The sequence below is a fragment of the Xinfangfangia pollutisoli genome (assembly GCF_020179405.1).
Lineage (GTDB): Bacteria > Pseudomonadota > Alphaproteobacteria > Rhodobacterales > Rhodobacteraceae > Pseudogemmobacter > Pseudogemmobacter pollutisoli.
Window position 1 is genome coordinate 15,812 of the sequence record NZ_JAICBZ010000016.1, and the last position, 13,323, is coordinate 29,134.

General features: G+C 65.1%; 13 protein-coding genes and 1 pseudogene. 7 read left to right on the forward strand and 7 right to left on the reverse strand.

The window, feature by feature from the left end; all coding sequences use genetic code 11:
• Window position 1: 1 nt before the first annotated feature.
• A pseudogene (locus K1Y73_RS07350) lies at window positions 2-675 on the reverse strand (3-oxoacid CoA-transferase subunit B).
• Complete coding sequence (locus K1Y73_RS07355) at window positions 672-1,403, reverse strand: 3-oxoacid CoA-transferase subunit A (RefSeq protein ID WP_225027566.1); 732 nt, start codon at window positions 1,401-1,403, stop codon at window positions 672-674. The pseudogene K1Y73_RS07350 and the gene K1Y73_RS07355 overlap by 4 nt, the downstream one beginning before the upstream one ends.
• A gap of 81 nt (window positions 1,404-1,484) precedes the next feature.
• Here K1Y73_RS07355 and K1Y73_RS07360 point away from each other — a divergent pair, with 81 nt between their 5' ends.
• The 3 genes from K1Y73_RS07360 to K1Y73_RS07370 all read left to right on the forward strand — a co-directional run bounded on the left by K1Y73_RS07360 (window position 1,485) and on the right by K1Y73_RS07370 (window position 4,257).
• The gene (locus K1Y73_RS07360; RefSeq protein WP_225027567.1) at window positions 1,485-1,760 is read left to right on the forward strand and encodes an IclR family transcriptional regulator domain-containing protein; all 276 of its coding nucleotides are present in this window, start codon (window positions 1,485-1,487) and stop codon (window positions 1,758-1,760) included.
• 17 nt (window positions 1,761-1,777) lie between these two features.
• A complete protein-coding gene (locus tag K1Y73_RS07365; RefSeq protein ID WP_263626553.1) occupies window positions 1,778-1,963 on the forward strand; it encodes an IclR family transcriptional regulator domain-containing protein in 186 nt (61 codons plus the stop codon).
• Between the two features lie 203 nt (window positions 1,964-2,166).
• Window positions 2,167-4,257, forward strand: a complete 2,091-nt coding sequence (locus K1Y73_RS07370; RefSeq protein ID WP_225027568.1) for an acetate--CoA ligase family protein — start codon at window positions 2,167-2,169, stop codon at window positions 4,255-4,257.
• A 158-nt stretch (window positions 4,258-4,415) separates the two neighbouring features.
• Here the strand turns inward: K1Y73_RS07370 and K1Y73_RS07375 are convergent, their stop codons facing one another.
• From K1Y73_RS07375 to K1Y73_RS07390, 4 genes are all read right to left on the reverse strand, one after another.
• Window positions 4,416-5,231 (reverse strand): enoyl-CoA hydratase/isomerase family protein, encoded by an 816-nt coding sequence (locus K1Y73_RS07375; protein ID WP_225027570.1) that lies wholly within the window; start codon window positions 5,229-5,231, stop codon window positions 4,416-4,418.
• 36 nt (window positions 5,232-5,267) lie between these two features.
• The gene (locus tag K1Y73_RS07380; RefSeq protein WP_225027571.1) at window positions 5,268-6,650 is read right to left on the reverse strand and encodes an MmgE/PrpD family protein; all 1,383 of its coding nucleotides are present in this window, start codon (window positions 6,648-6,650) and stop codon (window positions 5,268-5,270) included.
• Between the two features lie 114 nt (window positions 6,651-6,764).
• Window positions 6,765-7,589 (reverse strand): SDR family NAD(P)-dependent oxidoreductase, encoded by an 825-nt coding sequence (locus K1Y73_RS07385; protein WP_404819066.1) that lies wholly within the window; start codon window positions 7,587-7,589, stop codon window positions 6,765-6,767.
• A gap of 110 nt (window positions 7,590-7,699) precedes the next feature.
• Window positions 7,700-8,629 carry a LysR substrate-binding domain-containing protein gene (locus tag K1Y73_RS07390; protein ID WP_225027573.1) on the reverse strand — a complete coding sequence of 310 codons (930 nt, stop codon included), beginning with the start codon at window positions 8,627-8,629 and terminating at the stop codon, window positions 7,700-7,702.
• A gap of 76 nt (window positions 8,630-8,705) precedes the next feature.
• Here K1Y73_RS07390 and K1Y73_RS07395 point away from each other — a divergent pair, with 76 nt between their 5' ends.
• The 4 genes from K1Y73_RS07395 to K1Y73_RS07410 are packed head-to-tail and all read left to right on the forward strand — an operon-like array spanning window position 8,706 to window position 12,251.
• Window positions 8,706-9,584, forward strand: a complete 879-nt coding sequence (locus tag K1Y73_RS07395) for an SDR family NAD(P)-dependent oxidoreductase (RefSeq protein ID WP_225027574.1) — start codon at window positions 8,706-8,708, stop codon at window positions 9,582-9,584.
• 37 nt (window positions 9,585-9,621) lie between these two features.
• Window positions 9,622-10,686 carry an AbrB family transcriptional regulator gene (locus tag K1Y73_RS07400; RefSeq protein WP_225027575.1) on the forward strand — a complete coding sequence of 355 codons (1,065 nt, stop codon included), beginning with the start codon at window positions 9,622-9,624 and terminating at the stop codon, window positions 10,684-10,686.
• Window positions 10,683-11,678 (forward strand): D-2-hydroxyacid dehydrogenase family protein, encoded by a 996-nt coding sequence (locus tag K1Y73_RS07405; protein WP_225027576.1) that lies wholly within the window; start codon window positions 10,683-10,685, stop codon window positions 11,676-11,678. The genes K1Y73_RS07400 and K1Y73_RS07405 overlap by 4 nt, the downstream gene beginning before the upstream one ends.
• 12 nt (window positions 11,679-11,690) lie before the next feature.
• Window positions 11,691-12,251 (forward strand): carboxymuconolactone decarboxylase family protein, encoded by a 561-nt coding sequence (locus K1Y73_RS07410; protein WP_225027577.1) that lies wholly within the window; start codon window positions 11,691-11,693, stop codon window positions 12,249-12,251.
• Between the two features lie 69 nt (window positions 12,252-12,320).
• Here K1Y73_RS07410 and K1Y73_RS07415 read toward each other — a convergent pair whose 3' ends face one another.
• On the reverse strand, window positions 12,321-13,280 hold the full coding sequence (locus K1Y73_RS07415) for a Bug family tripartite tricarboxylate transporter substrate binding protein (protein WP_225027578.1): 960 nt from the start codon (window positions 13,278-13,280) through the stop codon (window positions 12,321-12,323).
• Window positions 13,281-13,323 lie beyond the last annotated feature (43 nt).

Genomic DNA, 13,323 nt, shown 5'->3' on the forward strand with positions numbered 1-13,323 from the left:
GTCAAACCACCGGAACAATCAGGTCGGCCACCGGACCGTCCAGGTGCAGCTTCGCGCCGGTGAAGGCCTGAAGCGCCGCAAGCGTCAGCGAGCGAAGCTTTTCGCGCAGAACGAAACGGCCCCCTTCGATATCAATCACCGCCAGGGACGAATAGACGCGCGTCACGCAGGCTACCCCGGTCAAAGGTAAGGTGCAGCGCTCCAGAAGCTTGGGCTTGCCGTCCTTGGTCACATGGTCGGTGATGACCGCCACGCGCTTTGCACCATGGACAAGGTCCATCGCGCCGCCCATGGCGGGCAAGCCCTTCGGACCGGTCGAGCAGTTCGCCAGATCGCCGGTCTCGGCCACCTCATAGGTGCCCAGAATGGCCCATCCAGATGGCCGCCGCGCATCATGGCGAAACTGTCGGCATGGTGGAAGAATGCGGCGTCAGGCCGGATCGTCACGGCCTTCTTGCCAGCATTGATGACATCCCAGTCTTCGCTGCCCTTGGCGGGGGCTTCACCGAAATTCAGGATGCCGTTTTCGGTGTGAAAGATCGCCTCACGCCCCGGCGGATGAAATTGCGCAACCTTTTCGGGGAAGCCGATGCCAAGGTTCACCCAGGCCCCGTCGGCAATGTCCTGCGCGGCGCGCCATGCGATCCGGTTGTTGGAGAGTTTTTCCATGCTCATGCCTCCAGCGGATAGGCGGCTTTGGCCAGATTCAGGTCTTCGTCCTGAACCGGGTTCGCCAGTTCGACGATCTTCTGCACGAAGATGCCGGGGGTGATCACATGCTCCGGGTCGATGGTGCCGGGCGCCACGATGCTGCGGGCCTGCACCCCGGCCTGTGCTGCGGCCATGCACATCGAGGGGCCAAAACTGCGCGAGGCGGCACGGAAGGTCAGATTGCCATGGATATCGGCAAGCTCTGCCTTGACACGCGCCACATCCGCCTTGAGCCAGCGCTCCTGCATATAAGACCGGCCTTCGAAGACCTCGGCCGGCTTGCCAGCGGCAAGATCCGTTCCAAAGGAGGTCGGTGTGTAGAAAGCCGGGATGCCCGCGCCACCGGCCCGGATGCGTTCGGCCAAAGTGCCCTGCGGGACCAGCTCAAGCTCGATCTTGCCCGCCAGATAGGCGTCCGTGAATACCACCGGATCGGCTGCGCGCGGGAAGGCGCAGGTCCGTTTCCTGACCATGCCCGCCTCGATCAGGGCGGCAAGGCCGACATGGCCGTTGCCGGCATTGTTGTTGACGACGGTCAGGTCTTTCTGATGGCGGGTGGCGCAAAAGCGGTCGATCAGCGCGTGGATCAGCTTGATGGGCGAACCCGCACCGCCGAAACCGCCGATCATCACTGTCATGCCATCTTCGATTCCGGCCACGGCGATGGCCAGATCGGGCAAGGTCCTGTCCATGGAAGCCTCCTCGGCGGGGGGCAGGCATGATCGAGACGATCCCCGCGCGTGCTGCCCCTTGGCACTGCCTGTTTGGCCACCATGCCGCTGCCGCAGATCGTGCAGCCGTTTCTGGATGGGCTGTCCGAACGGATCGGGCAAAGCACCTCGGTTTCCATCCTGGACGGGGCAGAGATCGTCTATATCGCCCGCGCGGCACAACGGCGGGTGATGTCGATTGCGCTGATGGCGGGCTCACGCCTATCCGCCCGCTGCACCAGCATGGGTCGGATCATGCGGGCCGCCCTGTCTAAAGCCGAGGCCCGAGAGGTGCTGGGCGCAGGCCCGCTGCCCGCCCGGCCCCCGCGCGCCCCCTGACAGATCCCGCGGCAGGAATGGCGGAACCGGAGCGGGTGCGGGCGCAGGGCTTTGCCCAGATCGAGCAGAAGGTGGAGGACGGACTGCGCTCGATCGCAGTGCCGATGCTGAATGCGCGCGGCCGCGTGGTGGCGGCGCTGGATGCCGGGTGGCGGCTACCGGCCCGGCCAAAGCCGTGCAACCGCTGTATCTGTCACCGCTGATTGAGGTGCAGGGTCGGCTGAAGGCCCTGCTGCGCCAGTGCCCCCTTGCACCGGCAGGTTGGCAAACTCTTCGTTGGGCACCGGCCCGTAATTGTCAGTTTTCCTCAGCCTCGGGATTTGCTCTGTGCTGGGGCATACCGCAATAAGACCCGTGGAGGGGGACGGCTGCGACCGACAGGCGCAGGCAGCCGGAGAGGAGACCCATGACCGAACAGAATGCCATTGGCGCATCCATGGCGCTTGATGCGCTTTTCAAGCCCGGCAAGGTGGCCATCGTCGGCGCTTCGGCCGATCCGACCAAGACCGGCGGGCGTCCGGTGAACTATCTGCAACAACACGGATTTTCCGGTCAGATCTGGCCGATCAACCCCAAGGTTGCCGAAATCGCGGGCCTGACCAGCTATGCCTCGGTCGCGGATCTGCCCGATACGCCCGACGCCGCCATCGTCCTTCTGAGTGCCGAACGCGCGCATCTGGCTGTGCGCGAGCTGGCCGAGCGGGGCACCAAGCTGGCGATCGTTCTGGCCAGCGGTTTTGGCGAGGCGGGCGAGGCAGGACAAGCCCGTCAGGACCAGTTGCGTCAGGCCGCCGGGAGGATGCGCCTGCTGGGTCCGAACACCATCGGCGCGATGGATCTGCACAATCGCATCGTCCTTTCGGCCAGCGGCGCGCTTGAAGGCAAGAACCTGCCCGCAGGCGGCATATCGCTTGCCTCACAAAGCGGTGGCATTCTCGGCGCGATCCTGTCGCGTGGTGCCGCACGCGGGATCGGTTTCGCCAAGCTCGCCTCGACCGGGAATGAGATCGACCTCGATCTGGCTGATCTGATTGAGTATTATACCGCCGATGATGCCACCCGGGTGATCGCCGTCTATGCCGAGGGGATCCGCTCGGTCGACCGTTTCCGCGCCGCCGCGCTGGCCGCGCGCGCCGCAGGAAAGCCTGTTGTCGTCTTCAAGGTGGGCCGGTCGGAATTCGGCGCGCGCGCAGCCGTGTCGCATACGGGGGCCATGGCGGGCGAGGATCGGGTCTATGACGCGCTCTTCCGCCAATGCGGCGTGATCCGCGCCGAAAGCTTCAGCGACCTTCTGGACATTCCCGCCATGCTGGCCGCAGGCCGACCGATGGAGGGCCGCCGGGTCGCAGTGCTGACCTCGACCGGCGGGGCGGGCAGCCTTGTTGCCGATGCCTGCGGCATGGGCGGGCTGGATGTGCCGCTTCTGGATGCGCCGACTGCCGAAAAGCTGGCCGCGATCCTGAAGACCGAAGCGCCGATGACCGGCAACCCGGTCGATGTCACGCTGGCCGGCGTGAAGCCCGAGGTGATGACCGCCGCGACCGAAACCCTGCTTGCGGCCGATACGGTCGATGCGGTGGTGGTGATCGTAGGCTCGTCCGCGCTGGCCCAGCCCGAGATCGCCATCGGCGCGCTGACCGAGGGGGCCGCCGGCAGCAGCAAGCCGCTGATCGCCTATGTCAGCCCCGATGCGCCCCATATCGTGCGCCAGTTGAACCAGCAGGGCATCCCGGCCTTCACCGCGCCGGAGACCTGTGCGGTGGCGCTAAATGCAGCGCGACCGCGGCCCCTGTCCGCCGCAGAGGGCTCGGCCAATGTTCCGGCAGCGCCCGCCACGTTGCGGCAGGGCACGCTGAACGAGGCAGAAGCCCGCGATCTGTTCGCGCATTACGGGCTGGACGGCGCGCGGCAGGTGATCGTCCGCACCGCCGCCGAAGCGACCGAGGCCGCAAAGACCATCGGCGGCAAGGTCGTGCTGAAAGTCCTGTCGCAAGCCATCGCGCATAAATCCGACGTGGGCGGCGTGAGGGTCGGACTGACGTCTGAAACCGTGGGACCGGCGCTGGATGCGATGGCGGAACATCTGGCGGCGCAAAACCTCGGCCAGATCGAGGGCTATCTGGTCCAACAGATGCTGACCGGCGGGATCGAGTTCATCCTTGGTCTGCGGCGTGACCCGCAGCTTGGCCCGCTAGTTCTCTTGGGCGCAGGTGGCGTGATGGCCGAAATCATGGGCGACAGCGCCATCCGCCTGCTGCCGGTTTCTGACGCCGAGGCGCGGTCGATGGTGGCCGACCTGCGCCTGTCCAAGCTGTTGGCCGGCTATCGCGGCGGTCCGGCCTATGACACCGAGGCGCTGGTGCAGGCGATCCTGTCCCTGTCGCAGATGGGCGAAAGCCTTGGACCCCGCCTGTCCGAGGCCGAGGTCAACCCGCTTTTCGTCATGCCCGCCGGTCAGGGTGTGGCGGCAGCCGACGGTCTGGCCGTGATCGACTGAGAACGCTCTCCTTTCGATCAGGCTGGTCGCGGGTCCCCGTCATGGGGGCCCGCTTTTTAATGCGGCATTGGCCAGGCACCACCCGGCACAGCCCCCTCTGCGCAAACGAAAAGGGCGGTCCCCGGCGGGACCGCCCTTCCCTTTCCCAATCGGCCGGTTCAGCCGCCGGTCTTGTTCAGGAAGGCCTCGACCGAGGCGCGGTGTTCGCTGGTCGTGTAGCAGATCGCCTGCGCCTCGCGACCCAGGGCAAAGATCTCATCCGCGCTCCGCTCAAAGGTCTGATCAATGATCGCCTTGGTCAGGGCCACCGCTGCGGGCGAGCCTTGGCTCAGCTCCTCGGCCCAGGCCTGCGCTGCCTCCAGCAACGCCTCTGGCGCGGCGATGCGGTCGATCATGCCCATGGCCAGCGCCTCTGGCGCTTCGACCACGCGGCAGCTGAGGATCAACTCTTTCGCCCGCGCAAGGCCCACGCGGCGCGGCAGGAAATACATCCCGCCGCCATCCGACACCAATCCCCGACGGATGAAGCTCATCGACATCTTGGCCTGCTGGGAGGCGATGACGAAATCACAGCACAAGGCCATGTCCAGCCCCAGACCAACCGCCGCACCGTTGACCGCCGCGATCACCGGCTTGGTCATGTTGTGGATACAGCTGATGCCCCGGTGGGTCTGTTTCTGCCGCTTCCAGCCGTTGAAGGCGACCTCGCCCTGCGGCGCCTCAAGCCGCGCCCTCATCCCGGATACATCCCCGCCCGAGCAGAAACCCTTGCCCGCGCCGGTCAGGATCACGGCCCGCACGCCACGCGCCCCATCCGCCCAATCGAAGGCCGAGATCAGTTCGGCCCGCATCTCATCATTGATCGCATTGCGCACATCGGGCCGATCGAGCGTGATCGTGGCCACCGAATTCCGCAACTCGACACGGATGTATTTCATCGTCTGCGGGGTCTCTGTCGAAGAGATCTGGTTCATGGAATGCCTGTTCTCTGGGTATTGTGGGCTACATCATCACACGCCGGCATCGGCCAAGGCCCGCATGGGCTGGCCGGAGGTGCCGGGCACGTCACTGCCTTCAAGAATGCGCTGTCGCAGCGCATCGGCCTCGGGCCGGTCCAGCGCGGTCGCGGCAAGCTCGTCAAACTTGGCAATCAGTTCGGCATCGCTCAGCGGATCATCGGGATCGCCCTTCCGGGTCTCCTGAAAATGCTCCAGCACACGGCCATCGGTCAGTTCCACCCGCAGCCTCGCCATGCGGCGGCGCGGATAGGCGGCGGCAATCTCTGGATCGACCAAGATCGATACGCGCGGCATCACCGCCCGGATTTCTTCCATCTCCAGCGAGGCGGCCGAGAATGCCTCAAGCCGCACCCGGCCCAGCACCAGAAGCGCGCCGACGCAATATTGCAGGCTGAAGCGGGCGTCGCGGGCACTGGCCACCTGCATCCGGTCACAGATCGACTGGGTGGGGCCATACCCCCGCACCTCGATCCGGCGCACGTCTTCGGGACCAAAGGGCGTCTGGCTGCGCAACCAGGTCAGCCCGTCCAACGTCGGGAAGATATGGCCGCAGCAGCCGTGGTTCTTGAAGGTCATGCGCGAGATCGGCGTCCACTCCCCCAGCCCCTCGAACCCGGCGGACCAGTTGCCCGTGCTGTCGCTGGTGGCGGCGGCATAGCCATGCGGGGCATGAAGGCTGTCGGGCGATCCGGTCACGCCTGCGGCGGCGGCCAGCCCGGCCAGAACCCCGGCATCGGCAGCATGGCCGCCGTGCATTGGCTTGGTCAGCCCCTCGCCCTGCAGGTTTTCCTGATGGCCGCCGGCAAAGCTGCTGGCGATGGCGATGGCATGGCCGATGGTGGCAGCATCGCCCCCTTTGAGCATCGCGGTCGAGACGGCCGCACCGATGGTGCCCACCGTGGCCGTGATGTGCCAGTTGCGGTAATGGCTGGGTTGCAGCGCCATGGCGATGCGACAGCCCACCTCATAGCCGCCGATAACCGCGCGCAGGAATTCCTCGCCGCTGGCCCCAACGTCCTGCGCCACGGCCAATGCGGCGGAAATCGTCGGGCATCCGGGATGATAGCCGCCATCACGGAAGATGTCGTCAAATTCGGCTGTATGGCTGGCCGTGCCGTTCAGCATCGCAGCATGGCGCGGCGCACCCGCCTGCCCGCCGGCATAGGAAACCGCACGCCCCTGCCCCCGCTCCGAGGCCAGTGCCTGCGACAGCGCCACCGCCGGCCCCTCGACCGTGCCCGGCAACAGGGCTGCGAACCAGTCCAGCACCGCACGGCGCGCGTCATGGGCAACCGGCGCGGGCAAGGGACGACGCGTCCAGTCGGCTGCGGCTTCCGCCAACCGCATCAGCGGGTTCTGCATCTGATCCGTCATTCTTCCCTCTTCCTCGCGCCGGGATGCGCAGGCCCGGCTTCTTCAGTATGCGATGCCCGAACCACCCGTTTCCCCTGACGAAATGTCCGCATGGCCCTAGCGCCTGTCAGCCTGCTAACCGCGCTTCAGCAACAGCCCGCCATCCACCGGAAGCAGAACCCCGGTGACATAGCGCGCCTCGTCCGAGGCCAGATAAACGGCGGCATGGGCCACATCCCAGGCGTTGCCCATGAAACCCACAGGCACCAGCGCGTCGCGCTCGCTGCGGATGTCCTCGTGGCTGCGCCCGGTCTCGCGGACGCGGCGTTCAATGGCCATCGGCGTGTCGATCAGCCCCGGCACGATCACATTCGCCCGGATCCCATAGGCCGCATTCTCGGCCGCGACATGCTGGGTCAGCGTATTGATCGCACCTTTTGAGGTCTTGTAGGCCAGCGTCGGCCGCTTGGATAAAGACGAGGTGGACGAGATATTGATGATCGCCCCGGCGCTTTGCGCGCGCATCACCGGCAGCACATGCTTGCAGGTCATGAACATGCTTTTCAGGTTCAGCGTCATGATCCTGTCCCAGTCCTCGACGGGCAGATCAGGCGTCTGTCTGTCGCCGGTCGAGGTGCCGATGTTGTTGTGCAGGATGTCGATCCGGCCATAGCGCGCCACGGCCTCGGCCGCGATCATGGCACAGGCGGTCTCATCCGTCACATCGGCGGCCAGCACGCTTGCATCCCGGGCGCCGCAGGATTCAGCCGCCAGAAGATCAAGCGTTTCGGCGGCCCAATCGGCATTGCGGTCGACCAGCAGACAGGTCGCACCTTCGCGCGCGAACAGCACCGCGGTCGCCCGGCCATTGCCCATGCTGGAACCCGGCTGCTGCCCCGCCCCCACGATGACGGCGACTTTTCCCTCTAACCTGCCAGTTCCCTCTAACCTGCCAGTCACGAAACCCCTCCCAGGTTCGCTGATCCGGGAACAGACTAACAGGCCATGCAGGGCGAAGAGCCTGACGATTGGTTTGTCAAAACCGATGTGAGCTTTGCCCCGGGTGGAGATCAGGAGCGACTGGAATCGCCCGACTTGAAGAATTCAGGGGCCAAATTCACCTGCTCCAGGAGCCAATCGATGAATCGTCGGGTCTTGGCATTGACCGATGTTGCCGTTGGCCAGACCACATAGAAGGCTGATCCGGTTTTCACCGGACGGCTGAACGGGCGCACAAGCCGCCCCGCCGAAATCGCCCGGTCCAGAAGCGCAAGCTGGCCGATGGCAATGCCGAAATCCTGCTCGGCCGCCGAAAAGGTCAGAAGCGAGGTGTCGAATTCCACCGGGCGGTGGCGGCTGATGTCCGCCCCCACCGCCTCGGCCCAGGATTCCCAGGCCCGGCGGCGATAGCGGGCATGCAGCAGGTCATATTCCGCCACCTTCTCCAGCTCGGGCGGTGCATCCAGCCGGTCGAGATAGCCTTGCGAACAGACGGCATCGACTTCTTCATCGAACAGCTTGCGATACCGCGCATCGCGCCAGTTTCCGGTTCCCAGCTGCAGGGCCACGTCCAGATGGGTGCCGCGAAAATCCAAGGGCTCTACCCTTGTGTCAAAGCGGATATGGATGTCGGGATAGCGCGCCCGGAAATCCGCCAGCCGCGGCATCAGCCAGTGATGGGCAAAGGTCGGATAGACTCGAAGGCTGACCGTGCTTTGCGTCTCTTGGTTGATCATGCGCTGCGTCGCATTTTCCAGATCGTCGAACAGGCCCGAGATCTCCAGCCCGAAGGCCCGCCCCACCTCGGTCAGCTTGGCCGAACGGATACCGCGTTCGAACAGGCTAACGTTCAGATAGTTTTCCAGAATCGCGATTTGCCGGCTGATCGCCACCTGGCTGACGCCCAACTCGCGCGCGGCAGCGGTGAATGTCTTGTGCCGCGAGGCGATGGCAAAGGCCCGCAACGGGTTCAGCGGAAGGGTCAGTCGGCGCTGTTGCATAAGATTTTGTTTCCCTTGGGCAACGAAAGGCCAGTCAAACTTCGCTCAAGCTAGGATAGCATTCCCCCCAAGCCAAGTGGCCGGATCGCAAATCCTGCCCGGCCGCAGCGCGGCAGCGGGCATTCTTGGCGGTTCAGAGGGAGAGGATATAGCCATGACGGGTCGTCTGTCGGGCAAGGTTGCCGTGATCACCGGCGCGGGATGCATTGGCCCGGGCTGGGGCAATGGTCGTGCGGCAGCCCTGCTTTTCGCGCGCGAAGGCGCGACCATCGTTGCAACCGACATCAGCCCGGCGGCTTTCGCGGAAACCGAAGATCTGCTGCACGAGGCAAGGGCGAACTATTGGTTCAGTCCCTGCGACGTGACCGACAGCGCCTCGGTCGCTGCCCTGATCGCCGGCGCGCAGGAACGGTTCGGCCGCATCGACGTACTGGTGAACAATGTCGGCGGATCGGCCCGTGGCGGTGCGGTCGAAATGACCGAGGAGATCTGGCTGAAGCAGCTGAACTTCAACCTGACCAGCGTTTTCCTGACCTGCAAACATGTGCTGCCGGTGATGAAAGCGGCCGGCGGCGGGTCGATCATCAACACTTCCTCCACTTCTGGTACGCGCTGGACCGGCGCCGCGCAGGTGGCCTATGCCGCATCAAAAGCCGGGGTGATCCAGTTTTCGCGCGTGACGGCGGTGGAATATGCGCCGTGGAACATTCGGGTGAACACGGTCGTGCCGGGCCAGATGCACACCCCCATGGTCGAGGCGCGCCTTGCGGGCCAACGCGAAGGCGGTGACGTGCAGGCCCTTTTGACAAAACGGCAATCGCGCATTCCGCTGCCCTTCATGGGCGATGGCCGCGATACGGCCAATGCCGCTCTTTTCCTTGCCTCCGACGAGGCACGATTTGTCACCGGAACCGAGATTGTCGTTGACGGGGGAATGTCGGCGCGCTGTGACTGATCCCGCCCCCTTCGTTCCCTTTCCCGCGCGGCTTCTGATGCGCGCGCGTCTTGGGCTGTTCATGGCTGTCGGCACGGCCGGCGGCTGGCTGTTTCAATACATCGGATCACCGCTGCCCTGGATGATCGGACCGCTGGTGGTGACCGCGATCCTGTGCCTTTCGGGCCTTCTGGCGGTGCAGGTGCCGAACCGGATCCGCCCCTTCGGACAGGTCATCGTGGCCACCCAGATCGGGCTGACTTTTTCGCCGGCCACGATGGAAAAGCTTGTGTCCCTCGCCCCCGTCATTGTGGTGACCGCAACTTCAACATTGATCTGCATCCTCACAATATCCTTCGCCTTTGCGCGATGGAGCGGCATGTCGCCCGCGCAAAGCTTCCTCGCCTCGGTGCCGACCAGCCCGGTCGAGGCGGCGGCCATGGCCGATGAAAAGGGCATTGATCCGATGCCCGTGATCTTTTCCCAGACGCTTAGGCTTTCGGCCGTGGTGCTGGTCCTTCCGGTGGCGATGTTCGCGCTGGAGGGCTGGCCTGCCAGTCGGGCGATGCCTTATGCCGATACGCCCTTCGTGCTGCAAAACGTGCTGATCCTCGCTGTCTGCGGCTTTGTGTCGATGCGGGTGTTTCGCATGCTGCGCGTGCCGAACCCGAATTTCCTGGGGCCGCTGACGGTTGCCGCCGCGCTGGCCGCCAGTGGCCATGCGCCCGGCCCCTATCCCGGCTTCATCCTTGCGCTGGCGCAGGTGGTGCTGGGCTGCTGGCTCGGCTCCACCTTCCGGCGCGAGATTCTGGCCCGCGCCGGGCGGCTGGTCCTGACCTCGACCGCGTCGATCCTGACAATGCTGGCGCTGTGTTCCGCCATGGCCGCCGGCATCGCCTGGGCGTCGGGTCTGGACTGGCGGCTGCTGGTTCTGGGCGCGGCCCCCGGCGGAGTGACCGAAATGGCTCTGACGGCCAAGTTTCTGCATCAGGACGCGACCATCGTGACCGCGTTCCACCTGACCCGCATCTTCATCTTCATGCCCAACATTCCGTGGATCGTCGCCCTTATCATCCGGCTCGAGCGACGCTGCGGCGCCCCGAAAGGATCAGATCCGCAATGACCGAATTCCGCCCCCTACCGCAGGACCGCCGCCCCCGAATCGCCGTGCTGGACGATTACATGGGCGTGGCTCACCGCCTCGCCGACTGGAGCCGGGTTCAGGCCCGGGCCGATGTGACCTTTCTGACCGAGGCCCTGCCGCCCGGACCGGCAACCGTGGCGGGCCTGCGTGGCTTTGACGCCATCTGCCTGTTACGCGAACGCAGCGCGATCCCGGCGGATCTGCTGCGCCAACTGCCCGAGTTGCGCGCCATCGCGGCGACGGGCAAGCTGAACCGCACGCTGGACTATGCCGCCGCGCGTGATCTTGGCATTGCGGTGATGACCACATCAGGCAGCGGCAACGGCATCTATGCCACGGTCGAACTGGCTTGGGGGCTGATCATCGGCCTGATGCGCCATATTCCCGAGGAATCCGCTGCAATGCGGACGGGCGGCTGGCAGACCCGGCTGGGCAATGCGCTTTACGGCCGGACGCTGGGGCTGGTGGGCTTGGGCAAGCTGGGCGGACGCATGGTCGATATCGCCCGCGCCTTCGGCATGGAAGTTCTGGCCTGGAGCCCGAACCTGACGCCCGAACGGGCCGAGGCTGCGGGGGCCACCTACGTGACGAAAGAGGATCTGCTGCAAAGGTCCGATGTCGTCTCTCTGCATCTGGTGCTGGGACCGACGACGCGTGGCGTGATCGGGGCCGCGGATCTGGCGCTGATGCGCTCCGATGCCATTCTGGTCAACACCGCCCGGGGCCCGCTGGTCGATACCGGCGCGCTGGTTGCCGCATTGCAATCAGGCAAGCTGCGCGGTGCCGGGATCGATGTCTATGACAGCGAACCCCTGCCCGCCGACGCCCCGATCCGGCAGTTGCCCAATGCCCTGCTGACCCCGCATCTTGGCTATTCCGTGCAAGAGACCTTCACCAATTTCTACCGCGAGACGGTCGAGAACCTTGAGGGCTGGCTGGATGGGCAGCCCCGACGGCTGGCAGAGATCTGAGAGGAGAAGCCCATGCGTCTTGGCCCCCCCGACCCCGCCACGATGACCGCAGAGCAGCGGCGCGTGCAGGATATCATCACCCGCGGCCCCCGTGGCCAGGTGCGCGGCCCGCTGGCGATCTGGCTGCACCGCCCCGAACTTGCACAGGCCGCGCAGGCGCTGGGCGCCTATTGTCGCTATGGCTCCTCGCTGGAACCGCGCCTGTCCGAGCTTGCCATCCTGACCATGGCTGTGGTCTGGCAATCGGATTTCGAATGGTGGGCGCACAAGCCCATCGCGCTGAAGGCTGGACTCAGCGAGAGCGTCACCGATGCGCTGGCAGCGGGCCGCCCGCCCGCCTTTGCCGATGCCGAGGAAGAGATTGTCCACACCGTGATCACCACCCTTTCTACCAAGCGCCGCCTGCCCGACGCGCTTTACGCCACGGCGCTGGACCTGCTGGGGCGTGACCGTCTGGTCGATCTGATCGGGCTTTGCGGGTATTATACCCTGATCTCGATGACGTTGAATGCCTTTGAAGTGCCCCTGCCCGAAGGGGAGAGCCCGGAGCTGTCGGGAACCTCGGCGCGCTGACCCTGCGCCACGCAATGAAAAGGCCCGGCGAATCCGCCGGGCCTTTCCTTTCATCTGAACAAGTTCAGCTTACTGCGCGACGATACCACGTTCTTCGGCCAGCTTCTTCCACAGGTCGATTTCACTATAGACCTGATCCTTGAACTCGGCCGCCGTGTCATTGCCGGCCAAAACGAAGTTGTCGGCCAGCACCTTTTGGAAGCTTTCGCTGGCCAGGGCGGTGTGCAGATCGGCATTGATCTTTTCGACCAGCGCAGGATCCATGTCGCCCGGGCCGAACAGGCCGACCCAGCTGTCAACGTCGATGCCGGCGACACCGGCTTCGGCACTGGCCTCGACATCGGGCAGCAGTTCGTACCGGTCCGACCCCAGGATCACCAGGGCTTTGACCTGCCCGTTGTTCACATAGGGCATCACGCTGGCCGTGTTGCTGATGTACACGTCAGCATGGCCGCCCATCAGGTTGACCTGCGCATCCCCGCCGCTGGAGAAGTGGACGATATCCGCCGTGATGCCCGACTGCTGGATCAGCAGTTCCTCGGTAAAGTGGCTGGAGGTGCCGACGCCGGCGGTCGCGAAGAACATCGGCCGGGCCTTCGCCTCGTCGATGAACTCGGCAAACGTGGTCGCGTTCACCGCTGCACCGGCCACGGCCATATAGGGGCTGGTCGCAACCATGCCGATGGGCGTGATGTCGGTCATCACATCAAAAGGCAGATCCTTCTGCACTGCGGGCGCCGTGGCCATGGCGGGCGTGTTCACCAGCAGCGTATAGCCATCGGGCGCCGATTGCGACAGATAGGCGGTCCCGATCATCGAGCCCGCGCCGGCCCGATTTTCCGCAACCACCGGCTGGCCCCAGATCTCTTGCAGCTCATGCGCCAGCTGGCGGCCGATCAGGTCGGTCGATCCGCCGCCGCTGTAGGGCACGATGATCGTGACAGGCTTGTCGGGAAAGGTCTGCGCCATTGCAGCCCCGCCTGCAACGACAAACGCCAGAATGGCAGATGACATCAGTTTCGTGTTCATGGTTTCTCCTCCCATCTTCTCGATTTCCGGGCCATGCCCGGCT